This is a genomic window from Paraburkholderia terrae (assembly GCF_002902925.1).
GTDB lineage: Bacteria > Pseudomonadota > Gammaproteobacteria > Burkholderiales > Burkholderiaceae > Paraburkholderia > Paraburkholderia terrae.
Window position 1 is genome coordinate 175,025 of the sequence record NZ_CP026114.1, and the last position, 26,130, is coordinate 201,154.

The window sequence follows — 26,130 nt, forward strand, 5'->3', positions numbered from 1 at the left end:
CGGCCGCATCATTTTGTCCGGCGTGCGGATCGAGAAGCCGGACCGTGTCGGCGTGGCATTTCATGCTGTCGTCACGACCTCCGCTTCGCGCAACTGCAATCGCACAAGGTGCGGCGCCTGCCCGGCACGCGTTGATGGTACGTTTACAGAAAGGGGAGTGTTCAAAGTTGAAGGCAAGAGTACCTTCGCCGACCCTCACCGACGGTCAACTGGCGTCGAACAGTAAAGCGGCCACACAGGAATGTGTCTACCTCGGGCGGCAACCGATTCTCGACCGCAGCGGAGCGTTGATCGCGTTCGAACTGCTCTTCCGCACCGGGACCGCCAATGTCGCCCAGGTCACGGATGAGGCCGATGCCACCGCGCAGGTCATCACGAGACTCGTCGGCGACATCGGGCTCCGCGCTGCGCTGGGCGAACACACCGCCTATGTGAACGTCGACCGGACGGCGCTGACGTCCGACCTTGTCCGGCTGTTGCCGCCTGAGCGCTTCGTGCTCGAAATTCTCGAAACGGTAACGTTCGACGAGGCACTCTTCAGGCGCTGCAACGATCTGCGGCGCGCGGGATTCCGGCTCGCACTGGATGATGTTTCCGAGGTGTCCCCGCGTTTGCTCGCGTTTCTGCCGTGCGTCGATATCGTCAAGATCGACTTGATGGAATGCCCGCGCGAGCGTCTTGCCGAAATGGCCGGCATTGTCATGCTGCACGGGAAGGTGGCGATCGCCGAGAAAGTTGAAACACCGGAAGACCATGACGCCGCCATGCGCGCCGGCTTCGAACTGTTTCAGGGCTACCACTTTGCGAAACCGCAGGTGCTGACATCGCGGCGCATCACACCATCGCGCGACGCGCTGCTGCGCATGCTGGTGCTGCTGAGCGGCGAACCGTGGATTGCAGAACTCGAAGCTGAACTCAAGCGGATTCCGAACCTCGTCATTCAACTGTTGCGTCTGCTCGGTTCAAGCGCGGTTGGGTTTCCCCGAACGATTTCGTCACTGCGCGAAGCGATCATGGTAGTGGGCACGCGGCAAATCACGCGCTGGACCCAGTTGCTTCTGTTTGCAGATGGTCATCTCGGCGCGCTGCGCTCCGATCCCCTGACGCGGCTATGTGCCACGCGCGCGCGATTCATGGAACTTGCCGCGGGCCGGCTGCGGCTCGATGACGATCGGTTTGCCGATACCGCGTTCATGACGGGCGTGTTCTCGCTGGTTCATGTGCTTTTTGGCACGGCGATCGAGGACAGCGTGTCCACGCTGCCGATTCACACCGATATCCGACGCGCACTTCTCGAACGGTATGGCGGGTTGGGGTTGCTGTTGAACGCCACCGAGGCGGCCGAATCGGGGGACCTTATGGCAATCCGCGCGGCGTGCGAGGCACTGCCCGGATTTACCCCCAACGACCTGACCATGCTCGGGCTTGCCGCCGCCGCCTGGTACGACGATCAGGTGCAGGGCAACCTGGACGCTGCGAACCACGGGCCTGGGCGCGCCCCTGCCGGGCAAAAAAAGCAGCCCGGACCTGATGGCGCCTGAGACGGCCGCAGCCCCGGTTCCCTGAGTGGAAACATACGTCGGGCAGAATTCAAAGATGTTGATCTGGGCGATTGCCCACGCGCGCTCAACGACTAGTACAAAGTTGATTCTTGCAATATTCTGGACTCCCACTGCGCAGCAAATCCAGTGGTTGCTGATGCACCATGTTTGCGCCAGTGTTGTGGAACGCGATTGGATTTTGCAACGCCGGCATGTAACTCTGCCTCAAATCACATGCACGTGTGGCCGCTGGTGCTGGCAACGACCGCTTTCAAGGCGACTTGGTCGATTACCGAATGTCCGTGCCAAGGTCCATTTCGTTGAATATTTCGATGCGCGTGAGAGATGGCAGCACATCGAACCTGGGCGAGTAAGTGAACTCCTCGCGGCAACATCCGCATCTGTTGCCGTTTGCACATGCGATGATTCAGAATCTGACAACGGCGACCTGAACGAAAGACTGGCAATGTTCAGGCGACGCGTAGAAGACATACCCCTTGATGTCGCTGTGTTCCTCGACCATTCCGGCGGGAAGCCGAATCGCTACCCTAGGGTTTTTAACGCTTCCCAAAGTACACAATCGGCTCATCCGTGCTGCGCGCGCAGCACTCGCTCTGCAGTCGCGTTGAAGAGTGCAGAACCCGGCAGATTCTGACCGCCATCGCAAACTACCACGCATCCGGTGATGAAAGAGGCGAGCGGCGATGAAAGAAATGCCGCTAACTGACCAATATCGTCTACGGTTCCCGTCCGAAGGAGCGGAACGGCGGAGACCAGTTTTTCCTTTTCCGCAGGATCGGACAGGCGCTTCAGTCCCTCGGTCCCCTCAATGGGCCCAGGCACGATGCTATTGGCACGGATACCGAATCGTCCCCATTCCAAAGCGATGTTCTTCATCATCATGTCGATGCCGGCCTTGGCAGCGCCCACGTGTACCTGAAAAGCGTGAGGTATGTAAGCCATGCCAGCCGAAATGTACAGGACCGTCCCCCTGGTTTCCTTGAGTTGCTCGAAAGCATTGTGAGTGGCGTTGAAGGATCCAAGCAGATCGATGTCGATCACTGTCTTGAATCCGTTGGCAGAGAGCTTTTCGGCAGGCGCGAGAAAGTTGCCGGCGGCACCACAGACCAGTACATCCATCGCGCCCAGCTCTGCTTTCGACTTTTCAAACGCTGCTTCGAGTGCGGCATTGTCGCGTACGTCCGCGCCGACCGCGCAGACCTTGGTGCCGAACGCTCGCAAATCCGCAGCCGCCGCATCGAGCTTCTCCTGAGAGCGCCCACAGATGGCGATGTTGGCGCCGAGTGCGGCGAAGTTCTTTGCGACACCGAGGTTGATTCCACTGCCGCCACCGGTGACAAAAACGGTTTTGCCTTTGAAAAGGTCTTTCGAGAAATATTGGGTAACGAACATGACGTCTCCTAAAAGCTTCGAATTCATCTTGCTTCGTCAATACGGGAGCCCTTGCTGTCACCGTGACGAAGCGCCTTGTACGCGGGCGTCCACCCGCCGGATTGCGCATTCAAACAGGAACTGCTTCAGTTCGGCATTCTGCGTGTCCACGACGCATACCAGACATTGTGACGACAACTTCGAGGCCATGTTTGCCGCCGTCCCTGTCGTCGATCTCGAACGAAGAACGGGGAGCGAGTGCCTCCAACGTTATCCCAGGCAGTCGGACCGTTGCGTCGGCACGCAGCGAGAGTTGATGGACCTTCCCTGGTGCAGTCAGCGGTAACGCATCGACGATCCCTGTCTCCTGTTGCGTGACGCCGTTACTCCATGTCACGGCGACACATGGACATCATTCCAGTCACACGACGCGAAGTTATAAAGATTGCGTCTTCCGTTCCAGCGGCTGCGCCATGCGCTCGCTTCACATGCTCACAAGCAGCGTGGCTGCATGAAGCAAAACCCCGACGATCCCCCCTACGAATGTCCCGTTGATACGGATGTACTGCAGGTCGCGGCCAATCTCTGCTTCAATCTTCCGACTGGCTTCCTTGGCATTCCAGCCTTTCACGACGCCGGTGACGAGCGCCGAAATCTGGCGCCGATAGCGCACCACGAGCGTGTGCGCGAGATTCAGCCACCACACATTCAACTTCTGCTGAAGCGCAGGCGAGCGCCTCATGCTCGCGCCGAACGAAACCAGCGCGCCGTTTGTCACACTTCGAACCATTGAATGCTCGCGATAGGCGTCGGCTGTCACGCGTATTCGGATATGCTCCAGCAGCACATGGGAATAACGCCCATTCCTGAAATGCCGAAGACAGTCGCGCATCAACGTCTTACCAATACGGCGATGGATGCTGGATGTCTGAAGTTGCATAATCAGATGCTGAATCGCCTCGTCGAACTGGCGACGAAGCTCATGGTCCTGATTCGCGACGACCTCATGAAGTAGCGCAATGATGCCTTCGACGAATTTGTTGACGATGTAGGCGTCAAGCTGCGCAGGCGTGTAACGCGACACCGCACTGAACTTCGCCTTGAGCATGCCAGCGTTGTTCGTCAGCCAAAGCTCCAGCGTCTCAAGTCCATGATCCAGCAGGGGCTGATGCCGATTGCCGTCGGTCACGACCTTCAGGATATTGCCCGCGACGCGCGACACATCGAGCGTGCGCAGTTGCGGGACCACGAGGCGATCGAGAAATCGCGCGAAGTCCGCGTCGTTGATCCCGTCAAGCAAACCAGGAAGCGAGTCGGCAACCACGTCTGCGATCGCCCGGCTGTTTGCCGGCTTGACAAGCCACTCCGCCAGCGCTTTGGCTGTGTTGTGGCCGCTCAACCTGTCGATGACGACTTCCGGTGTCAGGAAATTCTCCTCGACGAAGCTGCCCAGACTCTCAGCAATCCGCTGCTGGTTCCGCCCGATAATCGCCGTGTGCGGGATGGGTAGACCAAGCGGACGTCGGAACAACGCGACCACGGCGTACCAGTCCGCTATCGCGCCGATCGCGCCAGCCTCCGCAAACGCTCGCAGCCATGTCAGCCAGGGATAGTCTGCCTGAAAGACGACACTCACAAGCAGCAGCACCATCATGGCGCCCAGCAGGCACGTCGCTGTTCGCCGCATGCGCTTCAAACGAGCCTCTTTCAGGATCCCCCGAGCATCGGATGCTCCGGTGTGCAGGCTTTCGTCATCGTCGGTGAGGCAACTCAACTCGTCTCCTGTCGGATGAACTTTCGCACCACGGGAGCAACTTCCTTTGCGCGCGCGACGAGGAAAAGATGGCCGTCGTCGATGACATATAACGTCGCATGGCGAATGCGGGCCGCGAGAATTTTCGCATTCGCCAAGGGCACGATCGGGTCATCGTTTCCGTGCATGATCAGCGTTGCCTGGCGCAGGCTGCCGAGCCAGGGCAAACTGCTCCAGCCCCAGGCAGCCAGCAATTGATAGAGGTATCCACGACCCCGCGGTGCGCGGATATGACGGCTATGCTCCTTCAGCAACGCCGGGTCACGTCGGTATGCTCCCCCATATATCTCGGCACCGATCTCCTCAAGGTATGTCGGGTCCGTGTAGCGGCGCGGGCCGATGAGCTTCGCAAGCACCGATACCCTGGCCGGGACCATGACGACGCCTGGTGAGGTCGCCGCGAGGATCAGTTTGCGGCAACGCCCGGGATACAGATGTGCGAATTGCTGCGCGAGCGCGCCGCCCCACGATACGCCGAGCACGTCGACGGGCCCTTCATAGCCCAGCTTCGACAACAGCCTGTCGGTGAGCACCGAGAGCGTCGAGAAGCGATACGGCACGCGCGGGACCGGCGATCCGCCGACGCCGGGGATGTCAAAGATGATGACGCTCACATCTTCCAGGGCAGAGACAAACGGCTCGACCAGTTCGAGATTCGCGCCAACGCCGTTGAAGATGAGCAAGGGCGGGTAATCGTCGCTGCCGCGCCGGATGCCGACACGCAGCGTCTGACCGTCCAGATCGACTGTCTGGATGTGCATGTTGCAGACAGACTCAGGGTAATTTGGCATTTCTCTTATCCGGGTGGCTGCGGTGCGAGGCGCCGCGCGGAGCGTCGGCGCCCGTTCGTATTGCGACCGCGTTACTTACCTGGTTTCAGAAGCGCCTTCAGATCTTCGACGTTCTCCGCGACGCGCTTGCTGACGATCGCATAGCTGTCGGACTGCGTCGTATAGACCGTACTCGACACTTCCTGCGCGTTCGACAAGGCCCTGTGCAACGCCCGTTGAACCAGTTCACCCGTGTTTGCAAGAGGTTTGCGTACCGACGTATCCGGTTTCGTAGTGACCAACGATTGGAGGCCGCTCATCGTCGTGCCCAGCATGTCCGCCTGCTTTTGACCGAGCGACTGCAAGCCCGCGAGCGTGGTCGCGTTGATCGCCGCGAACGCCTCGATGTCCTTACGCCGCCGCTCCAGCATGGCGGCGAGGTCTAAGCCGGGAAGCTTGAACTGGCCGATGAGCCGGGTGAAGTCGGCAAAGAGGCTCCTAGTATGGCTTGATTCCATGTCAACTCTCCGAAGGGGTTGGGTTAATAAAAGTCATCGTGTTCAGCCCCACCTGATGCCGGGCGTCACATTTCAGCGACGTAGGTGCCGGGTGCGTCGGCAACCGGCGGATGCCGTTCGTTGCCTGGCGTTTCTGGCGCAGGCCGGCGTTCGCCGGAACGCTCGCCGAGCCAATGTCGCCAGTCGCTCCACCATGTGTCTGCTTCCGGTTTGGCTGTAGCGAGCCATTCGTCGGCACTCGCAGGCAATTCAGCATTGAGGTAGAACTTCGCCTTCGGATTGCCCGGAGGATTGATCAGGCTCTGGATGTGGCCGCTTGAGCTCAGCACGAAACGCGTCTTGCCGCCGAACGCGCGCGCCGTGTTATACACGCCCTTCCATGGCGTGATGTGATCGGTGACGCCGGCCACGATGTACTTTTCGCACTTCACCTCCGAGAGGTCAATGGGCGTACCCAGGATGGTGAGCGCACGCGGCCTGCTGAACAGGTTTTGCGAGAAAATGTCGAGCAACTGACCGTGGAACCGGGCCGGCAATCGGGTGGCGTCGTTGTTCCAGTAAAGAATGTCGAAGGCCGGCGGGGCATTGCCCAACAGGTAGTTGTTGACCCAGTAGTTCCATACGAGATCATTGGGTCTCATCCATGCGAACACACGCCCCATTTCCTCGCCCGCCAGCACGCCTCTCGCCGTGCTGTTCTGTTTGGCCGCCGCGACAACTTCGGGTGTGACAAAGAGACCCATTTGAGAGTCGGCCATACTGTCGAGCACGGCCACCATCAGCGTCGCGGCATGGACCACGTTTTCGCCACGGCTTTCCAGGTGACCAAGCAACGCAGAAATCGTCATCCCGCCGGAGCAGGCGCCATGCAGGTTCACGTCCGCGCTGCCAGTGATGTCGCGTATTGCTGCGATGGCCTCGAGCAGCGCGGCGACATAGGTGTCCATGTCCCAGTTGCGCTGCGCCAACGTGGGGTTGCGCCAGCTCACGACGAACACCTGGAATTCGTGCTTCACCAGATAGTCGACAAGGCTTTTGCCCTTGGACAGATCGAAAATGTAGAACTTGTTGATCTGCGGCGGCACAATCAGCTGCGGACGCGCATAGACGTTCGGGGTCGCCGATGCGTACTGAATGAGTTCGAGCACCTCGTTGCGAAACACCACCGCGCCAGGTGAGGTGGCCAGGTTCTTGCCGACTTCAAACGCGGCCTTGTCGACCTGAGCAGGCATGCCGCGGTTGGTGAGCGTATCCGTCAGGATATTTCTCAGGCCGGTAACCAGGCTTGTGCCTCCCGAATCGACGATCTTCTTGATTGCGGCCGGATTGCCGAGCAGGGTGTTCGTCGGCGCCATTGCGTCCGTGACGAGCGACAGCACGAACTGTGCGCGCTCCTTGCTCTTTTCGTCGAGCGCCGAACGATCGACAAAGCCCGTCAGCGCGTTACGGACGGCAAGGTAGCTCTGCAGTGTGCTGCGGTACAGTGAATTGTCGCGCCAGGTGGCATCAGCGAAGCGTTTGTCGCCCTGAGGCGGCGAAGGTGCGGCACTGCCACTGATTATCGATACCAGGTCGCGCGTCAACACCGCTTCCTGCTCAAGCACTAGCGCCGGATGCCGCATCGCTTGCGCGCCGATCTGCTGGGCCGTGGCGAGAATATCGCAGAGACGCAGTCCGACGAACGGGTTAAGGCCGGACACGCCGCCCGTCGCACGATCGGCGAAATCCTGGCGCTCGCCGTCTTGCAATGGGGGCGCTGTGACTGTTGCCATTTTACTCTCCTGAGCGGTTTTCCCTGACTTCGTCAATTTCTGCTCCCGTCATGCCACCAGCAACGCCAGTGTCTCTGCGATCAGTGCTGGCTTGTCCTCACCCTCGATCTGCAACTCGTTTGAAGTCTTCACGATGACGCGGCCCCCGCCCTTCCTCTCGACATCGATCAACACAATCCGGCTTCGCACCCGGGCGCCCGCTCTCACCGGCATGATGAAGCGCACCTTGTCCAGCCCGTAGTTCAAACCCGCTGACGCGTCCGCGGGAATGAGACCGACTTCCATGGCCAGAGAGGCAAGCAACGAAAGCGTCAGATAACCGTGGGCAATGGTGCCGCCGAACGGGCTCTCGCGTGCCGCACGCTCCACGTCTACGTGAATCCATTGTTTGTCGCCCGTGCATTTCGCGAAGGCGTCGATGCGCGCCTGACCGACGGTGACCCAATCCGACACGCCCAACTCCTGGCCAACGAACTCGTCAAGCGTGGCTACGCTATATCCCACGATGCTCATCCTGTTGCCTCCTCCATTTCACCGGTCAGATAAACAGTTCACACAACGCTTCTTGTTCATCTCTTGCCAACGCTCGTTTTTTCCAGAACCTCGACGAGCTTGACGATCTGCGGCACTGCGTACTTCGAGATCTGTCTTTTTCGCTGAACGTGAAGACGTGCTTTCTGACCTCATTGCTGCAGACGCATTTCGGGTGGGGCGAACGTCCGGTGGCGCTGGTGTTGCCCAGGAAAGGCGTCACCACGACGCTGACGGAGGCGGGCCCGGCGGCGGCAGGTAGTTCGCCGACCGTCGCGATGCCGAGCGCAGCGAGCCGTTCGGTCGCCTTCGGACCGATCCCGTTGACCTTGCGCAGGGGTACGGACCATATCCGTACCGGGACGTCTACGTGCGTCAGAAGCGTCAGCCCGTCCGGCTTGTCGAATTCGGAGCCGACTTTCGCGAGCACTTGTTCGGCGCGACGCAGATCGAACAGGACAGTCTGGTTGCGTCGCGTACCGTCTGCTTGATGTTCGATGCAACGTGGCGCGGGTTACGCGCCACGTCCGTGAGATCAATGTAGATCTCGTCGATGCCGCGATCTTCGATCTGCGTCGTGAATCCTCTTTCGGGTCAGGCACCGGCCACGTCGGCGCCATTGCCGCGGATGTAGGGCACCGGTCCGATGTCGCGCGCCGCCGCGAGGGCCTCGATCGCGTACCGGATCGAGACCGCGTCATTGAGCGAGTGGAACGTGCCGTCCTCGTTGAAGCTGACTTGCGCGCCTTCGATCCAGGCGATGGTGATGGTGTCCTCGGTGTTGTCCTCGGGGGTGTAGAAGGTGTGCACCGAGCCGCCGGGCTCGTACAGGTAGGAGCCCGCCGTCTGCGGCTGGTCGGGGTACTCGCGATACATCCAGCAGCCCTGGATCGTCCACACCTGCGCCGTACCGGTGTGGTAGTGAATCGGCAGGGAGCGACCGGGTTCCACGATGGCCATGAAGACCCACTCGCCGCGCTCCAGGTCCAGGCGCAGCGGCTTGATGTGGATGCCCGGAAAGACATCCCTGATCAGCGGGATCTGCTCGATGTTGACGGTCAGGAGCTTGTCCTGGGGCAGGGCGGGCAGCGGCAGCGGGGCGCCGGTGGACGTGGTGGGCTGCGCGAGAGTTCTTGCGTTCATGTGTTGTCTCCTGTTGTTAGTGGATGTAAAGCAGTGGATGGAAGCCGCCCTTTGATAAGGAAGCCGGACGCAGGCTGCTCCGGCAAACAGCGCAGGGAGGTGGCGGCCCCGCGCGGAAGAAACAGGAAGTCGCCCGGGGCGAGACCGAAGTCCTGCCCGTCGACACGTGCGTCGATCCGTCCGTCTTCAACGTAGAGAACCTGCTCGGCGTCAGCCTCCGTGGTGCAGTCCGATGCGCTGCCGGCAGGCATGCGCAGCGCCGCAATGTCGACCCAGCGCGCGCCAGCGGTCTCGCGATCGATGAGGGGCACCGTGCCGCTGGCCGCGTCGCCGGCGGCAAGCACGCGCACCTTGCCGTGAGCGGGCGCGGCGGCGGCAGCGTCGTCGGGTTCCGTGATCGTGTGCGCCGGGTTCTCGCCATATGGCGGCGTATAGACGACCAGCACACGCCCGGGCTGATCGCTGGTCACGCGAAACGAATGGAACACGCCCGCCGGCACGTAGGCCCAGGTCCCGGGCTCCATCGCTTCCACGCGGCCCTCCGCCCCCGACTCGCCGGTTCCCTCGATCATGTAGGCGCATTGCTCCAGGTGGGGATGCGCGTGCGGCCGCGCGCCGTGCGATTTCACGATCGTGCCGACCAGCACTTCAAGCGCCGTCGCGCCGACAGTCTCGGGGCCGATCACGCGCACGTTGGAGGTGCCGGTGTGGTTGGCCGGCGAGTAGGCGGCTAGGTCTGCCGCCCGGATCACGGTGGGGATGGTCCTCATTCCGGCTGGCTCCCTGCAGTGAGGCCGGAAGCGCCGGGACGGTTGCCGACGATGACGGGCTGCCCCGTTCTGGCGGCCAGCAGGAGGAAAAAGTTGCTCATGTGCATGCAGTCTCCAAACTCAAAATGTCTATAATTAGAATGTTAAACACAGTGTAGGCATGGACGAGGAGGTTCGTCAAGTACACTGATTCTGGATGAGCCACGAGCTTGAAAGGACAAAAACGCCTCACAAACGGCATAAGACCATGTCTTCCCGACAACGAGACGCATGCGGAAGGAGACGCGCGGAAACAGTCTAATGGGACGGTTTTGTCCCTGATGGATGATTTCCTGGTTCTTTGAGCACCGCGGCGAGGAGCTTCCTATTCCTGGCGGTATCCCCGGGCAGCGTCTCGAAGACCGGGGGCGGGCACGTAAATCCAGCGTAGTAGAACGGCGCGCCGGAATAGGTGTGCAGCTTGCGTACGCACACGTGTTCGTCGGCCGGCCGGTCGGCTAGCCCAAGCAGTTCTTGGGGCACCGGAGTGCCGTGCCGGACTTTGAGTATCTCGAAGGCAAGCGTCGTTGGCGCGGCAAACGGATAGTTGATCGCCAAGGTCGAAGTCGCCGGTGGCGGGGGGCAACGCCCGAACAGGCCGGATTCGACTCTCTCTTGCTCTCTTTCTTCTCTCAAAACCTGCCTCCGGCCATGAGGCTGACGAGCCGTTAAAACCGTCGCAGCAACGCACACCCTTAGCGTTGGTAGAGGCCGGTCAGGGTAGCCGTGGCGAGCGTGTTCTGGTAAATGAAGAAGCGCACCACAGCGTTGGTGGCGTTGGCCGGCAACCCAAGCTTGGGCATGCCCAGCGCGTGCACGGTGAAGATGTAGCGGTGCAAGGGCAAGCCCTTGGGCGGGCAGGGACCGCCGTAGCCGATGGCGCCATAGTCGTTGGCGGCCTGAGTGCCGCTGGCGCCCAGGTCAGTGCCGTCGGCGGAGCCCAGGCCTGCGGCGAGCTGGGTGATGGACGAATCGATGTCGAACAGGATCCAGTGCCAGAAGCCGCTGCCGGTGGGCGCGTCCGGGTCGTACAGCGTCAGCGCGAAACTCTTGGTGCCTTCTGGCGCGCCCTGCCATTGCAGCGTGGGCGAACGGTTCTGGCCGGTGCCGTCGTAGCCATCGAACTCATGCACCAGTTGCAACGGATTCTGATCCTTGAATTCAGGCGATGTTAATGTGAAGTTGCTCATGCCATTTCCTTTCACTTGATTTAGAGAACTCTGGCCGACGGAAATGCCTCCGCCACTGACATGCATCTCATCGCCTGTCGCACGCGTTCGTTTTCATCTTCACCCCGTTCCTTGCGCATCCTCACGCGTCTTATTTATCGGAACCGGCATCGCGATGGCACGATCGCCCCTCTTCGGCCAAGAGCCCTTTGCGAGTCACATCATGCGGACAGGTGCGCCGTGGCCCGGGCATAGGCAGCGCCCATTTCCGTAATTGTCGGATTCCGGCGTAGCGTCAGGCCGCCACTGACCTGCAGGTCCTGTCCCGTCATGAAGCACGCGTCGCTTGCCAACCACAGGGCCGCTTCGGCAACGTCGTCCACAGTGCCAATGCGGCCGAGCGGATAGCAGGCCTCGAAGGCCTGCAATATTTCGGGGATGTTCAGGGCGTCACCCGACATCGGCGTGCGGGTGATGCCAGGAGAGATCGAATTGGCGCGAATTCCGGATTGGCCGAACTCGTTGGCCACACAGCGCACGACGTGGTCGGTGCCAGCCTTGGTCCCCATATAGGCGGCATGGTTCTCAAGCATGATCGTCGCGGTCGCCGATGAGATCATGATGATCGAGCCCCCCGGCGTCGAATTTTTCCTCATGGCTTTCACGAGCGCCTGCATGAACTGAAACGGCGCCCTGAACTGGAGATCCATGATCGCCTGCAGCTCTTCCTCACTCGTGTCTTCGAACGGGCGCAGAAGTCCCCAGCCCGTGGCGTTGATGCCGACATCGACGCGGCCGTAGCGCTCGCGCGCGAAGGCGACGAGCGCATCGATATCTTCCTTGCGCGTGAAATCGCAAAGCCGGCTGGCGCCTCCGATTTCGCTGGCCAATTGAGCCAACGGCTCCGCGTGTCGTCCAGCCACAACCACGCTGGCGCCGTCGCCGGCGAAGCGTCGGGCAATGCACTGCCCCATGTTGTCTTTGCCTGCGGCGCCGACCACGATCACGACCTTACCCTCAAACCTCTTCATGAAACTCTCCTCCTGGCGGTGTTCATTCTCATGTCGCACTTTCCCAAGCTCCGGGGGGTGGTCGATCACCACTGTTTGTTCCGGCTGGTGGCGCAAGGCGTGGCTCTGCCGCGACCCGGTTGCGTTGCCCTGGCGCTGCGCCGATCAATACGACCGGCAGTCCGAGCGCCTGCTCGGCGACGTAGCACCGCGCGAGCTCCTGCGCTACCGGCGCGAGCAGAGGCAGCATGCGTTCGCACAGGCCGCGCTCGACGTGGTACTTCTGCGCGAAGCCGAATCCGCCGAACCAGCCATCGCGCGCGACGGCCTCGCAGGCCTCCCCGGGCCAGCGCCCGTCGCGCTAGCCAGTAGTCCGCGCCGAAGTCGGCGCAGATCGCCTCGACGGCGTCGGGAATCGCGAGCTGGTCGTCGGAGAAATCGAAGTTCACGACGGCAGTTCCTGCAGCAGGCTCTCGGGCACCTCGACCGGCATGTCGAGCAGCATCTGCGCCATGCCCTTGCCGAGCGGATCGTTCCGCAGCGAAGCCATGCCGCCGCCGCCCAGCGCCCGCTCGCACACGAGGTTGATGGCATTGATGCCGGGCAGCTCGTACCGGTGGGCCGACCCCTGCATCAGGTGGCCGAGGTACTGCTTCACGCGCTCAGGCGTCACCTGGTCCTTCAGTACCGGCAGCAGCGCTGGATGGCGCGCGATCAGGCCGATGTTGGACGTGTCGCCCTTGTCGCCGCTGCGCCCGAACGCGATCTGCACGAGCGGCACGGTCTTGCGCGGGCCGCCGGGCAGCGTGCTCTCCGAGGGGGCGAGCGGTTCCGGCGCGACCTGCGGGCGCAGCGGCGGCAGCGTCGCGGTAAACGTCTCTTCGCCCAGTGTGACCGTCGGCGTCACTTGCTCCTTCGAAATGAGAAAGGCAAACTGCCGCAATACAGGCGCCACCGAGGGGCGGCCACCTGCGCCCGTCGTGCCCGGCGACCAGGAGGTGCCGGGTGCGGCGAACTCGCGGCTAAACCTCTCCAGCGCTCGCCGGTCGGCATGCGTCGCGGTCAGGCGCAGCACGACTTCGCGCGTCGGCAAGGACCGGGCGTTCGGTCCGTAAGCCGACTCCGTGCCGAGCAGCTCGATATGGGTGGCCATGAAATCCGCGAACCCGCTCTCGCGCAGCAACCGGCGGCCGCGCTCGAGCAGCGCCTCGCCGGTGCGCTTCGCCTTGGCGGGGGCATCGATGCCGACGATGGTGAGCTGCGCCGACGCCTTGAAGCCGGCGGGCACGGTGGAGCTCACCTTGTACGTACCGGTCGGCGGGCGGCCGCGTGCGCCGCTCACGAGCACGCGATCCGGCCCGGCCTGTTCCATGCGCACCTGACGGAAGTCGCACACCACATCCGGCAGCAGGTAGTTGGCCGGATCGCCTATCTCGTACACAAGTTGCTCCCCGACCGTCGCCGGCGTGACGAGCCCGCCGGTTTCCGGCGGCTTGGCGACGACGAAGCTGCCGTCTTCGCAGCACTCAACGATCGGATAGCCGATATTGGCCCAGTCGGGCACGTTGGCCCAGTCGGTGTGCAACCCGCCCGTCGCCTGGCAGCCGCATTCGATGATGTGGCCGGCGAGGCTACCCGCGGCGAGCCGGTCGAAGTCGTCGGCCGCCCAGCCAAACTCGTGCATCAGCACGCCGAGGGTGACCGCACTGTCGACGCAGCGGCCAGTGATGACGATGTCGGCGCCTGCGGCCAGCGCCCGCGCGATCGGCAGCGCGCCGAGGTAGGCATTGGCTGTCACCAGCCGTTCCGGCATTGGCTCGCCGCTGGACATTTCCAACGTGCCGGCCGCCCGCATCGCGGCAGCGAGCGGCAGCACGTCGTCGCCTTCGACGATCGCGATGCGCACCTTCACGCCGAGCTCGTCGGCCAGGGCCTGCACCGCCGCGGCGCAGCCCTTCGGATTCACGCCGCCGGCGTTGCTGACGATGCGGATGCCCTGCTCGCGGGCCTGCTTGAGCACTGAGCGCAGCGCAACGGTGACGAAGTCGGTCGCGTAGCCTTCCTCCGGCCGTTTCATGCGCGCGCCCGCGAGGATTGACATCGTCAGCTCGGCGAGATAGTCGAACACCAGGTAGTCGATGCCGCCCGTGCGCACCAGTTGCACCGGCCCGACGCTGCTATCGCCCCAGAAGCCCGAGGCGCCACCGATGCGCACTACCTTTTCCGCGGCTTGCGGCTTCACTTTCCGGTCCATTGCGGTTTCCTCTTGTCCTTGTATGCGGCCAGGCCCTCGCGCGCGTCCTGCGTCATCGCCAGCAGGCCGATCTGCCCTTCGGCGAATGCGATCGCCTCCTCAAAGGACATCGAACGCATCGCCTTCATCGCATACAGGCCGCGCCGCAGCGCGGTGGGCGAATTGGAAAGCAGGCGCGACAGCAGGCGCTCAAGTGCGCCGTCGAGGTCGTCCGCCACCTCGTTGACCAAGCCGATGTCGCGGGCCCGCGCGGCGTCGATCGGCTCGCCCGTCAGGCACATTTGCGCGAGCCAGCGCTGCGGCACCTGGGCCTGCAGCACGGCGAGCACCTGCATCGGAAAGACGCCGACTTTCGCCTCGGGCAGGCCGAAGATCGCGCGCGGGGTGGCGATGGCGAGATCGCACATCGCGAGCAGGCCCATGCCGCCGGCCATGCAGGCGCCGTTGACCCGCGCGACGAGCGGTACGTCGAGCGTGCGCGCCGTGCGCAGCAGATCGGCATAGGCGCTGGTCGGCGTGGCGTAGTCGAACGCGAAGGCATCTGCGCCCAGGTCAGCGCCGGCGCAGAACGCCTCGTCCCCGGCGCCCGTGAGCACCACGGCGCCGATCGTCTCGTCTGCCTTCACGCCTTCCAAGGCTTGCTGCAAGGCGCCGATCACTTCCGCATTGAGGGCATTTCTGCGCTCCGGGCGGTCGATGGTGAGCACCAGCCGGGCGTTCTGCCGGCTGGCATTGACAACGTTGTTCATGTTGCAACCTCCACTTCGCCCGGTGCCGTCGTCACTTGCGTCACGCCAGTCTCGACCATCTGGCGAATCTGCTCCGGGGAGTAGCCCGCCTCGCCCAGCACTTGCGCGCTGTGCTCGCCCAGCAGCGGCGGCGGGCGCAGCGGCGGCAACGGCGTCTGCGGCCACTCGCTCGGCACGGCCATGGTGCGCAGAACGCCCTCGGTGGGATGGTCGAGCTGCTGGAAGAACCCGATGTCCCGCAGGTGCGGATCGTCCATCAGCGACTCGAAGGTGTGCGCCGGCAACAGCGGGATGCCGAGCGGCTCCAGCAGCTCGCGCCATTGCTGCGTGGTCTTCGTTTTCAGCTGGTCGGAGAGGATCTGGTACAGCGCCTCGACATGCTGCGTGCGCGATTCACCATCGGCAAACCGCGGGTCGCTCTCGAACCGCTCAGCCTCGCCGACCGCGCGCATGAAGGCCTTCCACTGTTCGTCGGTGTAGACAACGAGGCACACCAGGCCGTCCTGCGTGGCGTACGGCCTGCGCTGCGGGTTGAGCAGCCGCGGATAGCCGAAGCCGCCGCGCGGCGGGACGAACGTGTGGCCGTACAGATGGTCGCCCAGCATCATCTGCGCGGTCGTCTCGAACATCGGCACGTCGACCGCCTGCCCGCGGCCGGTGCGTTCGCGCGCGAGCAGCGCCGCGCAGATCACGCCGAAGGCGTACAGGCCCGTCGCCCGGTCCGAGAGGTTGAGCGGGGCATAGCGCGGCACGTCGGAACCGGCCCGTACGCTGGCCTCGGGGATGGCGACTGCCGCCTGGATCAGGTCGTCGAAGGCGCGCAAGTCCGCATAGCGGCCGCGCTGGCTGAAGCCGAAGGTGCCGACATAGATGATGCGCGCGTTCATCTGCCGCACCGCCTCGTAATCCAGCCCGAGGCGCTTCATCGCCTGCGGTCGGACGTTGTAGACCAGCGCGTCGGCCGTCTGCGCCAGCTTCAGCAGCGCTTCCTTGCCGGCCGGGCGCTTCAGGTCCAGCACGATGCTGCGCTTGTTGCGGTTCACATTGAGGAACAGCGGGCCGGCACCCGAGCGCCCGCCAGGCCCGACGACGCGCAGCATGTCGCCGCCGGGCGGTTCCACCTTGATCACATCGGCCCCCAGGTCGGCCAGCATCTGCGTGGCCGAAGGTCCCATGACGACTTCGGTGATGTCGATGATGCGCAGGCCCGCGAGCGGCCCGCCTTGGTTGGAGTCGTTTTCCATTCTGTCCGTGCTCCTCTTTCGGGTCAGGCACCGGCCACGTCGGCGCCATTGCCGCGGATGTAGGGCACCGGTCCGATGTCGCGCGCCGCCGCGAGGGCCTCGATCGCGTACCGGATCGAGACCGCGTCATTGAGCGAGTGGAACGTGCCGTCCTCGTTGAAGCTGACTTGCGCGCCTTCGATCCAGGCGATGGTGATGGTGTCCTCGGTGTTGTCCTCGGGGGTGTAGAAGGTGTGCACCGAGCCGCCGGGCTCGTACAGGTAGGAGCCCGCCGTCTGCGGCTGGTCGGGGTACTCGCGATACATCCAGCAGCCCTGGATCGTCCACACCTGCGCCGTACCGGTGTGGTAGTGAATCGGCAGGGAGCGACCGGGTTCCACGATGGCCATGAAGACCCACTCGCCGCGCTCCAGGTCCAGGCGCAGCGGCTTGATGTGGATGCCCGGAAAGACATCCCTGATCAGCGGGATCTGCTCGATGTTGACGGTCAGGAGCTTGTCCTGGGGCAGGGCGGGCAGCGGCAGCGGGGCGCCGGTGGACGTGGTGGGCTGCGCGAGAGTTCTTGCGTTCATGTGTTGTCTCCTGTTGTTAGCGGATGTAAAGCAGTGGATGGAAGCCGCTCTTTGATAAGGAAGCCCAACGCGCGCCAGGGTCTCGTGGTCGATGAGGGGAACGGTGCACCTTGCCATGAGCGGGCGGCGGCCGGAGCGCCATCGGGTTCCGTGATCGTAGGGCCTCAGTGAGCAGTAAAATCTAAATGTCCAATGTTAGAAGATTAGGCGCAAAGGAAACGCCTTGTCAAGCCGGTATTCGCTTCTTGATTTCCGAGATCGTGTGGACCTTTACCTTGCGAGCCCACGGTCCACCGATGGTCCGCAGAACCCGGACCACGAGATGCGCCAGGCCAAACCCGTCAGCTGCGAAATGGCTGTCTCTATATCGAGCGACAGGTCGGTGACAAGCACGTCGTCACCGTGGAATATCAGGCTGTTCGACCAGAGAAAGCCGATGGGTGCCCAATCGCGATCGATGCCGCCGCCATCGCCGAGCTTGGCGATCACGGCCCTGCGTCGGCTTGCATTGGATTGATTGCACGCGATCCAGAGGTTGTCGTGCTCGTCGATTTTCAGACCATCAGGCCCGCCGCCGATCCGGTTGATTGACGAAGACTCAGGCGTGACGGGCTCGAGCGTCGAGCCGGTCACCGGTATCTTGACAATGGTGTCGTTCGCCGTATTGGTGACGAACAAGGCCGTATTCTTGTTGTTGAACGCCAGACCGCGAGGGAACGCTCCTTGTGTTCGACCCACTGGGCAGGCGCCTGCCCAGTGTCGGCATCATCCTGGGTTTGTTCGCCACCACCGTGACGAAGTAGGCGTTGCCCTCGCGGTCCACAGCGATCCCCCCCGGGATGCGCCTCACCGGGGGAAACGTGGCGAATGTCTCGACCTTGCCGCGCTCCCAAGCCCCTTTGCCGCGAGCGGCGTCGTCAGCGACATCCAGCAGTATCAGCATCGGCAATAGCAGCCCTGGCTCTGTCCAGTGTCTCCATTCTCATGTCGCATTGTCCAAAGTTGGGAGGTACGAATCCTCACCATGAGTGATCCGGTTGGTTGTATGTCATGGCTCTGCCGCGCCCTGGATACGGCTGTATTGCGCTGCGCTGATCAATACGACTTCGGCAATCCGAGGGCCTGCTCGGCGACGTAGCACAGCGCGAGCTCCTGCGTCACCGGCGCGAGCAGGGGCAGCACGCTTTCGCGCAAGCCGCGCTCGACGTGGTACTCCTTGGCGAAACCGAATCCGCCGTGCGTACGGACGGCGCGCAAAGCCGTCTCATAGCCGGCCTCCGCAGCCAGGTATTTGGCCGCAGTGGCCTCGACGCCGCACGGCTTGCCCGCGTCATACAACGCAGCGGCCTTCCACATCAGCAGCTCTGCCGATTGCAGGCGCATCCAGCATTCGGCCAGCGGATGCTGGATCGCCTGGTTCTTGCCGATCGGCCGCCCGAACACGACGCGTTCCTTGGCATAGTGCGTCGCACTCTCGAGTGCTGTCTGCGCGGCACCGAGCGCGGCAGCGGCGACGAGGATGCGCTCCGGGTTCAGGCCGTGCAGCAGATACTTGAAGCCCTGGCCTTCCTCGCCGATGCGATCCTCGACAGGGATTTCCAGCCCGTCGATGAACAGTTCGTTCGAGTCCACGGCCTTGCGCGCCATCTTCTCGATCTCGCTGATGCGCACCTGCGAGCGGACGAGGTCGGTGTAGAACAGCGTGACGCCGTCCATCGGCCGCGCGCATTCTTCGATCGGCGTCGTGCGCGCCACCAGCAGGATCTTGTTGGCATGCTGCGCGGTCGAGGTCCAGACCTTCTGGCCATGCACGACATAGCGGTCGCCGGCGCGGCGGGCGAAGGTTCTGACACGGGTGGTATCGGAGCCGACGTTGGGCTCCGTCACGCCGAAGCAGGCGCGATGCGAGCCGTCGATTAGCGGCGGCAGCATGCGCCGCTTCTGCTCCTGCGTGCCGAACACGACCACCGGCTGCGGGCCGAACAGGTTCAGATGCACCGACGACACGGCCGCCGAGCCGAGCTTGCCAATGGTGCGCATCACCATCGCGGCCGCCGCTATTCCGAGACCGGCGCCGCCGTGCTCCATGGGCATCGTCACGCCGAACCACCCGCCGCGGGCAACGGCGTCGCAGAACTCGCTGGGCCAGCGCCCGTCGCGGTCGCGCTCGAGCCAGTAATCGGCGCCGAAGCCGGCGCAGAGGGCCTCGACGGCGTCGCGGATCGCCAGCTGGTCGTCGGAGAAATCGAAATTCATGCGGGGCGCTCCTGCAGCAGGCTTTCGGGCATCTCGGCCGGCATGCCGGGCAGCATCTGCGCCATGCCCTTGCCGAGCTTCAGCGAAATCATGCCGCCGCACCGCGCCTGCCTGCACACGAGGTTGACGGCATGGATGCCTGGCGGCTCGTACCTGTGGACCGGCCTCAGTTTGGGCTTGGCCATCGTCTTCGGTGTGCCGACGTGCTTGATGTCGGCGCCGCCGGAAAACGCCGTGCCCGGATGCAAGACGAGACAGGCGCCGGCCCCGCGATCGGCCGGCCGCCAGTTGTCGACGTCGGAGGTCGAAGGTACGACCCACTCGCCACTGATGAAGAACGAATTGCGTTGGATCGACATACCGGGTCTCTAGGTAACTGATTGGGATATATGCCTAAATGTATAATGTTAGAAGTTTTAACGCAAACAATTAGCTTTGCTAGGTCTCATGTGGGTATGGCAGAGAGCGCGGCGCCAAGCGCTACGATATTTCGCGCACCCAGCAGGATGAGTTCGGGGTCGCCCCTAACGTAACGTTCGCTCGACGAAGCACAACCAGGCGAGCAAAGATGGGAACGCGAAAACACCGGCGACGCGAGCACTGAACACGCCGAAGACGGGCGTTTTCGGTCTTGCCAGTGGGATGCTTTCGGTGTCTGCGGTGGTTACGCTTGTGCTTATGGGAGTTTACTTGAGGTTCAAGCGGGAGCTTTCAGCCCCGCTTGCGCTCGCCGGCCAGTCCGGTTGGGGTTCGGTGATCCCGGGCATGCTCTTCAACACGGACACGGGGAAGTCAATCTCCGAAACGTAGCGGTCGCCCCGATACCAGGTGACACCGGCGTACAGCAATTTGCCTTTGCCGTCGACCAGGCGCCGCGACATTTTTGCGACGGGGGAGGCGAACGGCATTTTCAGCAAGTCGCACAGAGGAAAATCGGCGGGCATTACAGTTAGGCGTTGCCGCACGCGTTTGCAGCGCGTGCCCAGTTCGTCGAGCACCGCGGCGAGCAGCTTCCTTTTCTTGGCGATGTCCTTGGGCAGCGATTCGAAGACCGACGTGGGCACATAGATTTCGGCATAGCAGAACGGCTCGCCGGAATAGGTGTGCAGTTTACGAACGCACACGTATTCATCGGCCGACGAGTCGTTGGGCCCGAGCAACTCCTGCGGCACCAGAGTGCGCCGCCGGACTTCGAGTATCTCGAAGGAAAGCGCTTTCGGCGCGGCGAACGGATCGTTGATCGCCAGTTCGATGTCACCGGTGGCGGCGGGCAGCGCGGCTACGTGGGTGCCAACACCCCGCTGGCTGCGAATCAGCCCTTCCCTGGAAAGCAGCTCGTACGCTTGCCGGACAGAGACGACGGCGACTCCAAAGTCGTTTGCCAGTTGCGTGATTGACGGCAGCTGCGTGCTGAGCGGGTAATCGCCGTTCGCGATCCGATGCCTCAATAGGGAAGCCAAACGCTGATATTGTGCAACGCCGCGTTCGGCCCCCAGCTCCGGTCGCTCCGCCTTGATGTCGACCTGACTGTTGCGCTTGATCACAATGGCCCTCAACCAAAATATCTAACATTCGAATCATATCAGGACCGGTGCCAGTCGTCGCTTGCCGGCCGCTCCGGTTGTACGGGGTTTTCCTTCTTTAAACGGGCTCGCCTGCAGTGATACCTCGCGCAGGTAACAGGCGCCAGACTGATCGCCAACGCGGTCATCTACTACAACTCGGCCGCGGCAACGTGATCTGCCTGGACGCCCTTCTGGCCGGGCTAGAGTTTGGATGACGGAAATTTCGGCAGTTCCGGCTTACAGCCCTAGGTACGGGTCTACGAGGGCTCTTCGCCTCGAATCGGGGAAGGAAGAGAGTCAAGCAGTCTCGCAAGCCTGGCGCGCTGCTGCGGAGTCAGCCCTCGAGTAGCGCTCACCTGCTGAACACGTCCGCGCCAGTAGGTCCGGCTGAACAATGAATCTGCACCATCCGCTGACAGGATCCGTTCGAGATGAGCAATCGCGTCCTCGGCTGTTTGGGGCGTGTAAGGGCTCTCCCGATCTCCGGGTCCTTTTTCTATTGTTGTTTTCATCCACGTCTCTCATGTGGTTACCGACTGGGTCCCGTCAGTACTCACGAATTGAAAATCCTCGCAGATACTACGATCACGGATGACTATTTCCGGTGCCGTGCGCATGCGATGGGTCACCCCGAGGCGTCGGCCTGAGCTCGTCGCGGTTCCAGGGGGGGGGCGCATGGTCGCTGAGCGAGAGCACGCGCACATCTGTTGGTTGACAGAAACAGGTTCAACTGAAGCCTGGAAGGCGCGCGACGCTTTCTGCCAGAACGGATCTCCGAGAAACGGGCGGTTTCTCGCCCGCCTGCCGAATTTGCGCCACAACCCCTTGGCCTTCCCCGCCGATGCGATCCACGACGGGAGTCCCCGGCCCGCCAATGAACCACCCGGTCGAGTCGTCAAGTCCATGGGTTTGCGTTGCATCTTCTCGAGCTCGCTGATCTGCGCACGCGAGCGGTCGAGGTCAATGGAGAAGTGCAGCAGGATCTTGTTGGCGTGCTGCGAGGCCCGGGCCTTCTGGTATCCGCTTCTTGATTTTCGAGATCGTGTGGCGCTTCACCAGGTGAGCCCACGGTCCGTCGATTGTCCGCTCATTCTGCGAAATGACCGCGCCAAGATCAAGCGACAGGTTGGTGACAAGAACGTCGTCACCATGGAATACGAGGCTATTCGACCACAGAAAGCCTATGGGTGTCCCCTCGCGATCGATTCCGCCGAAATCGCCGAGCTTGGCAATCACCCGGCCCTGCGTCGGCTCGAGCACGAGAATCTCGTTGGACTGGTTGCATGCGGTCCAGATGTTGTCGTGCTCGTCAATGATCAGACCGTCGGGTCCGCCGCCGGCGCGATTGACGAAGACCTCAGGCGTGCCGGGTTCAAGCGTCGAGCCGGTCACCGGTATTTTGACAATCGTGTCGTTCGCCGTGTTGGCGACGAACAACGCTGTCCGCTCGTTGTTGAACGCCAGACCATTCGCGCCGATGCGTGGCGCTGGCCTTGCCGGACTGAGCAGCGCGCTTTTGACCCACGCCAATCCTTCGCCGCCACCTGGTCCGATTTTCCAGATGATGCCCTGGTGCGCGTCGGTCACGTAGACGTTCCCAGCGGCGTCGAATGTCACTCCGTCGAGGCCGGGGTTCTTGCCCGTGACCGTCATAAAAACGGATGAGACACCCGTGTTGGGATCGACGCTCAGGACCTTCGCGGCCTGGTAATCGACCACGAGCAACTTGCCGGTCCGCGGATTGAAACCAACGTCGAGCAATAGTCTGCTTGAGCCCTTGATTTGGACGGTCCGAAGGTGTTTGCCCTGCGGGTCGAACACAATGAGCGTTCCTTCACTCGTCTTAGGTTTGTTCGCTGCCACCGTGACGACGTAAACGTTGCCCTCACGGTCCATGGTGATCCCCTCGGGATGCGCCTCCCCCGTGGGCAACGTGGCGAATGTCTCGACCTTGCCGCGCTCCCAGGCCTTCGCGGCGAGTGGCGTCGTCAGCAACACCAGCAATGTCAGCATCGGCAATATCAGCATCGTCTTGGCTCTGATCATTCTCATGTCGCACTGTTCCGGTTTGGTGGGGGTAATGAATCGTTACGCAAGTCAATACGATTTCGGCAATCCGAGCGCCTGCTCGGCGACGTAGTACAGCGCGAGCTCCTGGATCACAGGGGCGAGCAGGGGCGACACGCTTTCACGCAAGCCGCGCTCCACGTGGTACTCCTTGGCGAAGCCGAAGCCGCCATGCGTACGCACGGCACGCAATGCCGTCCCGAAGGCGGTCTCGGCCGCGAGGTACCTGGCTTCCAGTGGCCTTGACGCCGCAGGGCTTGCCGGCGTCGTAGAGCGCAGCCGCCTTCCACATCATCTGCTCGGCCGATTGGAGGCGCATCCAGCATTCCCATCAAAGCCACGGTAACGATGAACATGTGCTTGCGGCCCATCCTCTCGCTCATCGCTGAAAGGAACATTCCTCCGACAGGGCTGACGATGTAGCCGGCCGCGAAAATAGCGAGCGTCTGCGGCGTGCTCAACCAGGGTTCAGCAAGCGGATGAAAAGAACACCCGGTCAAGCATTGGCACCATGACCCCGAAGACGATGAACTCGTAATACTCCAGTCCGCCGCCCAACATCGCGATGCCGGGCATCCTGATTTGCGTTCGGGTCAGCGGTGATGCAGCGGCGGACGCGTCATGCAGGCGTTCGGTCGAGGCGTGCTCCGTTATCGGTGTTGGCCATTTTTCTCATCAGTAATAGTTATATATGTCTATTTATAGAACTACTATATTCGACGGCGACCGTCAGCGCAACTCAGTATTACTACGGGGTGTCCATGTACGCTTACTTTCGCTCAATATGACATCGGAAGTCCCAGGACCTTTCGGCGATGAAGCTAGTGCGAGAATGGCGGAGGCGGTCGCCGAGCGTGTGGGCTAGGGCATGGAATGCCGGCGCGATCGAGCGTTTCGATCCGTTGATTATGAGGACTCCGTCGAATCCGCACTGACGCCAGAATTGTCCTCGCCAGGCTCGCGAACAGATTCGCAACTCGCGTGATTGCCGTCAACATCGCATGACGGCACTGTGCATGCCAACTGGCACGCATCGTGGGCCCCGCACTGACCGACCTTGATAAACAAGTTAGTCATCCTTACCGGTTGGTGCTTTTACCTATTAATAGAATATGAATGAACGTGCTATTTTTGGACCCGCGTTCAGTTCCTTGTGTAACCGCCTTCTTTAAGCCCGTGGGATTTGTGTTTTGCAGAGTGGTTGTCAGCACAGGTCAATTCTGCACTCAAAGTTTTACTCAATTCGTGTCCGTCGGAAGCACCAACAAACAGATAGGAGACATGCATGCGTGCCATCAGTCGGGGAATTTGCGGTGCCACGTTGGCTCTTGCCGCAGGCCATGCAGTAGCGCAGTCGAGTGTGACACTCTATGGCGTGGTCGACGTTTTTGGTCAGTATCTGAACAACGGCGGAACACATTCCTTTTCCGAAAGAAGTGGCGGCTCCACAGGGTCCCTTTTCGGGTTCCAAGGACGTGAGGACCTCGGCGGCGGATTGACGGCCGAGTTCGACCTCGAGAGCGGCTTCAGCGTGAGCAACGGGACGTTCTTCGCGGACAGCAATGCGCTCTTCTACCGTCAGGCGTGGATCGGGTTGAGTCATGCCGACTTCGGTTCGCTGACCTTCGGTCGGCAGTATCAACCGAGTTTCAAGGTCGTCTATCCCGTTGACCCCTTCCGCATCAACGAAGTGATTTCGCCGCTCGCCGCGGCCGTCCTCGCAATTGACCGAAACACCCTGTCGACGCAGTACGCCACCGGACGAACCAGCAATTCAATCAACTACCAATCGCCGAATCTGAGCGGTTTCACCTTCAACGCGATGTACGCGTTCTCGGCGACGGTCACGCAGCCATTGCCGTCAACGTCGGGGAATTTGCTCGATGTATCGGCAACCTATTCCAACTATGGTCTGTTTGCGGGTTTCGGATATCAGTATCAGCATGCAGGACAGCTGAGCTTCCCCGGACTTCCTGGCCGCCTGGATCTGGTGGGAACGGCTCATTACACGGCGGCATTCGCTTACCGGTTCGGTATCGTGAACCTGCAGGCCGCCTATCTGTACGTGCAACCCAAAGATGCTGCGGCCGGTTCACTCGCGGCTCGTCTTGGTACGGTCCATTCCGTCAGCATTGTTGAAGTGGGGGCGACGATTCAGGCGACGTCGCAGGATGCCATCCAGATCGCGGTGATTGAACGCAATGTGCGTGGGTCACACGACAATACGCCCGGAATAGAAGTGGGCGCAGAACATAACCTTACGAAGCGCACATCCGTGTACATGCGGGCCGGCTATATGAAGAACAATGGAAGCGCGACGACGAGCTGGCCCGGCATCACCGTGACCGAACCCAACGCATCGCAGACGCTGGTGCTGATGGGCATGACGCACCGGTTCTAGCCGATACGGCCGTGTCCGGGAGCGCTATTTGAGCGCCGGCGCGCGTAATACTGGGTTGAGGCGACAGGGCTGACGTTGGGCAGGCGCAAGGCCATTTTCCGAACGGGCGTCGGTCGCGTGGGGATCATGACGATCTTTGCTCGCGGGTTGAGGGGGGGTGACAGGCATTGTGGGCGAGCGTCGCGGTCATCAAGCAACGTACGGAAGCCATGAACCGGCAAGCCATCCTCGCAAGTCTGGTCGCGTCTTTGGCTTCGCCTGGTCCGAACGTCGCGCCCTGGCCACTGGCGAAGGCCGGGCCGCACGCGCTTGCTCGACATATTCATCGTCAAATAGCATCGGCTTTAACTTCTCGCGCATGTGCCACTCGACGTAGTAAGCGAGCATGCACAGGAAGACGTACGCACGCACGTGGACAGCGTAAAGAAGCACGGCCGGTCGGGTTGCCTCAAGAAGGAATGTTACTTGCCGGATTGTTGTCGTTTTGCCTTTTTTATCTTTTTAATCGTTTGCCGGGCGCGAAGCGCCCGGCCCCCGCCGGCTCTCAACTTTTC

The 26,130-nt window shown here is 62.1% G+C and carries 22 protein-coding genes and 2 pseudogenes; 2 read left to right on the forward strand and 22 right to left on the reverse strand.

All coding sequences use genetic code 11. The features are described 5' to 3' along the window. Positions 1-134 precede the first annotated feature (134 nt). Positions 135-1,541 carry an EAL and HDOD domain-containing protein gene (locus tag C2L65_RS42575; protein ID WP_081921528.1) on the forward strand — a complete coding sequence of 469 codons (1,407 nt, stop codon included), beginning with the start codon at positions 135-137 and terminating at the stop codon, positions 1,539-1,541. 585 nt (positions 1,542-2,126) lie between these two features. On the opposite strand, the gene C2L65_RS42580 is transcribed toward C2L65_RS42575, so the two are convergent. From C2L65_RS42580 to C2L65_RS45975, 21 genes and pseudogenes are all read right to left on the reverse strand, one after another. Beyond that, on the reverse strand, positions 2,127-2,954 hold the full coding sequence (locus tag C2L65_RS42580; RefSeq protein WP_042315968.1) for an SDR family oxidoreductase: 828 nt from the start codon (positions 2,952-2,954) through the stop codon (positions 2,127-2,129). A gap of 463 nt (positions 2,955-3,417) precedes the next feature. Next, entirely contained in the window at positions 3,418-4,707 is a 1,290-nt protein-coding gene (locus C2L65_RS42585; protein WP_233446763.1) for a DUF445 domain-containing protein, read from the reverse strand. Further along, on the reverse strand, positions 4,704-5,537 hold the full coding sequence (phaZ, locus tag C2L65_RS42590) for a poly(3-hydroxyalkanoate) depolymerase (protein WP_042315966.1): 834 nt from the start codon (positions 5,535-5,537) through the stop codon (positions 4,704-4,706). The genes C2L65_RS42585 and phaZ overlap by 4 nt, the downstream gene beginning before the upstream one ends. A gap of 71 nt (positions 5,538-5,608) precedes the next feature. Further along, positions 5,609-6,034, reverse strand: a complete 426-nt coding sequence (locus tag C2L65_RS42595; protein WP_042315963.1) for a phasin family protein — start codon at positions 6,032-6,034, stop codon at positions 5,609-5,611. A gap of 65 nt (positions 6,035-6,099) precedes the next feature. Then, positions 6,100-7,806 carry an alpha/beta fold hydrolase gene (locus tag C2L65_RS42600; protein ID WP_081921524.1) on the reverse strand — a complete coding sequence of 569 codons (1,707 nt, stop codon included), beginning with the start codon at positions 7,804-7,806 and terminating at the stop codon, positions 6,100-6,102. A gap of 48 nt (positions 7,807-7,854) precedes the next feature. Continuing rightward, positions 7,855-8,319, reverse strand: coding sequence for a MaoC family dehydratase (locus tag C2L65_RS42605; RefSeq protein ID WP_042315959.1), 465 nt, complete (start codon positions 8,317-8,319; stop codon positions 7,855-7,857). Between the two features lie 268 nt (positions 8,320-8,587). Then, positions 8,588-8,919: pseudogene (locus C2L65_RS42610) on the reverse strand (DNA polymerase Y family protein); the annotation flags it as partial. 12 nt (positions 8,920-8,931) lie between these two features. Beyond that, a complete protein-coding gene (locus C2L65_RS42615; RefSeq protein WP_042315992.1) occupies positions 8,932-9,480 on the reverse strand; it encodes a 2,4'-dihydroxyacetophenone dioxygenase family protein in 549 nt (182 codons plus the stop codon). Next, on the reverse strand, positions 9,477-10,250 hold the full coding sequence (locus C2L65_RS42620) for a cupin domain-containing protein (protein WP_103254680.1): 774 nt from the start codon (positions 10,248-10,250) through the stop codon (positions 9,477-9,479). The genes C2L65_RS42615 and C2L65_RS42620 overlap by 4 nt, the downstream gene beginning before the upstream one ends. 734 nt (positions 10,251-10,984) lie before the next feature. Beyond that, positions 10,985-11,479, reverse strand: coding sequence for a YbhB/YbcL family Raf kinase inhibitor-like protein (locus tag C2L65_RS42625; protein WP_042317204.1), 495 nt, complete (start codon positions 11,477-11,479; stop codon positions 10,985-10,987). 200 nt (positions 11,480-11,679) lie between these two features. Then, a complete protein-coding gene (locus C2L65_RS42630; protein WP_042317205.1) occupies positions 11,680-12,489 on the reverse strand; it encodes an SDR family NAD(P)-dependent oxidoreductase in 810 nt (269 codons plus the stop codon). Between the two features lie 424 nt (positions 12,490-12,913). Further along, positions 12,914-14,722 (reverse strand): acyclic terpene utilization AtuA family protein, encoded by a 1,809-nt coding sequence (locus C2L65_RS42635; RefSeq protein ID WP_042317207.1) that lies wholly within the window; start codon positions 14,720-14,722, stop codon positions 12,914-12,916. Next, a complete protein-coding gene (locus C2L65_RS42640) occupies positions 14,707-15,471 on the reverse strand; it encodes an enoyl-CoA hydratase-related protein (RefSeq protein WP_042317209.1) in 765 nt (254 codons plus the stop codon). Before C2L65_RS42640 ends, C2L65_RS42635 begins: the two co-directional genes overlap by 16 nt. After that, entirely contained in the window at positions 15,468-16,715 is a 1,248-nt protein-coding gene (locus C2L65_RS42645) for a CaiB/BaiF CoA transferase family protein (protein WP_042317212.1), read from the reverse strand. Before C2L65_RS42645 ends, C2L65_RS42640 begins: the two co-directional genes overlap by 4 nt. A 23-nt stretch (positions 16,716-16,738) precedes the next feature. Then, a complete protein-coding gene (locus tag C2L65_RS42650; RefSeq protein ID WP_042315992.1) occupies positions 16,739-17,287 on the reverse strand; it encodes a 2,4'-dihydroxyacetophenone dioxygenase family protein in 549 nt (182 codons plus the stop codon). Between the two features lie 270 nt (positions 17,288-17,557). After that, positions 17,558-17,965 carry a hypothetical protein gene (locus tag C2L65_RS46910; protein WP_042316411.1) on the reverse strand — a complete coding sequence of 136 codons (408 nt, stop codon included), beginning with the start codon at positions 17,963-17,965 and terminating at the stop codon, positions 17,558-17,560. Between the two features lie 417 nt (positions 17,966-18,382). Beyond that, complete coding sequence (locus C2L65_RS42660) at positions 18,383-19,543, reverse strand: acyl-CoA dehydrogenase family protein (RefSeq protein WP_042316412.1); 1,161 nt, start codon at positions 19,541-19,543, stop codon at positions 18,383-18,385. Further along, positions 19,540-19,902, reverse strand: a complete 363-nt coding sequence (locus tag C2L65_RS42665; protein ID WP_042316414.1) for a hypothetical protein — start codon at positions 19,900-19,902, stop codon at positions 19,540-19,542. The genes C2L65_RS42660 and C2L65_RS42665 overlap by 4 nt, the downstream gene beginning before the upstream one ends. A gap of 327 nt (positions 19,903-20,229) precedes the next feature. Next, positions 20,230-21,087, reverse strand: coding sequence for a GntR family transcriptional regulator (locus C2L65_RS42670; protein ID WP_233446764.1), 858 nt, complete (start codon positions 21,085-21,087; stop codon positions 20,230-20,232). A 981-nt stretch (positions 21,088-22,068) separates the two neighbouring features. After that, positions 22,069-23,160: an SMP-30/gluconolactonase/LRE family protein gene (locus tag C2L65_RS42680; RefSeq protein ID WP_233446765.1), complete on the reverse strand. Its 1,092-nt coding sequence runs from the start codon at positions 23,158-23,160 to the stop codon at positions 22,069-22,071. Positions 23,161-23,205: 45 nt separating this feature from the next. Then, positions 23,206-23,358 carry an acyl-CoA/acyl-ACP dehydrogenase gene (locus tag C2L65_RS45975; protein WP_156132422.1) on the reverse strand — a complete coding sequence of 51 codons (153 nt, stop codon included), beginning with the start codon at positions 23,356-23,358 and terminating at the stop codon, positions 23,206-23,208. 1,102 nt (positions 23,359-24,460) lie between these two features. On the opposite strand from C2L65_RS45975, the gene C2L65_RS42685 reads away from it, so the two are divergent. Continuing rightward, the gene (locus tag C2L65_RS42685) at positions 24,461-25,576 is read left to right on the forward strand and encodes a porin (RefSeq protein ID WP_042316416.1); all 1,116 of its coding nucleotides are present in this window, start codon (positions 24,461-24,463) and stop codon (positions 25,574-25,576) included. Here the strand turns inward: C2L65_RS42685 and C2L65_RS47400 are convergent. Beyond that, positions 25,573-25,996: pseudogene (locus C2L65_RS47400) on the reverse strand (hypothetical protein); the annotation flags it as partial. The gene C2L65_RS42685 and the pseudogene C2L65_RS47400 overlap by 4 nt on opposite strands. Positions 25,997-26,130: the final 134 nt, after the last annotated feature.

Excerpts from the sequence above, each read along its gene's own strand:
- C2L65_RS42625 (WP_042317204.1), bottom strand. The coding sequence starts at position 11,479 with ATGAGCAACTTCACATTAACATCGCCTGAATTCAAGGATCAGAATCCG.
- C2L65_RS42575 (WP_081921528.1), top strand. The coding sequence starts at position 135 with ATGGTACGTTTACAGAAAGGGGAGTGTTCAAAGTTGAAGGCAAGAGTA.
- C2L65_RS42635 (WP_042317207.1), bottom strand. The coding sequence starts at position 14,722 with ATGGACCGGAAAGTGAAGCCGCAAGCCGCGGAAAAGGTAGTGCGCATC.
- C2L65_RS42685 (WP_042316416.1), top strand. The coding sequence starts at position 24,461 with ATGCGTGCCATCAGTCGGGGAATTTGCGGTGCCACGTTGGCTCTTGCC.
- phaZ (WP_042315966.1), bottom strand. The coding sequence starts at position 5,537 with ATGCCAAATTACCCTGAGTCTGTCTGCAACATGCACATCCAGACAGTC.
- C2L65_RS42605 (WP_042315959.1), bottom strand. The coding sequence starts at position 8,319 with ATGAGCATCGTGGGATATAGCGTAGCCACGCTTGACGAGTTCGTTGGC.
- C2L65_RS42660 (WP_042316412.1), bottom strand. The coding sequence starts at position 19,543 with ATGAATTTCGATTTCTCCGACGACCAGCTGGCGATCCGCGACGCCGTC.
- C2L65_RS42680 (WP_233446765.1), bottom strand. The coding sequence starts at position 23,160 with ATGAGAATGATCAGAGCCAAGACGATGCTGATATTGCCGATGCTGACA.
- C2L65_RS42615 (WP_042315992.1), bottom strand. The coding sequence starts at position 9,480 with ATGAACGCAAGAACTCTCGCGCAGCCCACCACGTCCACCGGCGCCCCG.
- C2L65_RS42600 (WP_081921524.1), bottom strand. The coding sequence starts at position 7,806 with ATGGCAACAGTCACAGCGCCCCCATTGCAAGACGGCGAGCGCCAGGAT.
- C2L65_RS42630 (WP_042317205.1), bottom strand. The coding sequence starts at position 12,489 with ATGAAGAGGTTTGAGGGTAAGGTCGTGATCGTGGTCGGCGCCGCAGGC.
- C2L65_RS42640 (WP_042317209.1), bottom strand. The coding sequence starts at position 15,471 with ATGAACAACGTTGTCAATGCCAGCCGGCAGAACGCCCGGCTGGTGCTC.
- C2L65_RS42645 (WP_042317212.1), bottom strand. The coding sequence starts at position 16,715 with ATGGAAAACGACTCCAACCAAGGCGGGCCGCTCGCGGGCCTGCGCATC.
- C2L65_RS42580 (WP_042315968.1), bottom strand. The coding sequence starts at position 2,954 with ATGTTCGTTACCCAATATTTCTCGAAAGACCTTTTCAAAGGCAAAACC.
- C2L65_RS42595 (WP_042315963.1), bottom strand. The coding sequence starts at position 6,034 with ATGGAATCAAGCCATACTAGGAGCCTCTTTGCCGACTTCACCCGGCTC.
- C2L65_RS42665 (WP_042316414.1), bottom strand. The coding sequence starts at position 19,902 with ATGTCGATCCAACGCAATTCGTTCTTCATCAGTGGCGAGTGGGTCGTA.
- C2L65_RS42650 (WP_042315992.1), bottom strand. The coding sequence starts at position 17,287 with ATGAACGCAAGAACTCTCGCGCAGCCCACCACGTCCACCGGCGCCCCG.
- C2L65_RS42620 (WP_103254680.1), bottom strand. The coding sequence starts at position 10,250 with ATGAGGACCATCCCCACCGTGATCCGGGCGGCAGACCTAGCCGCCTAC.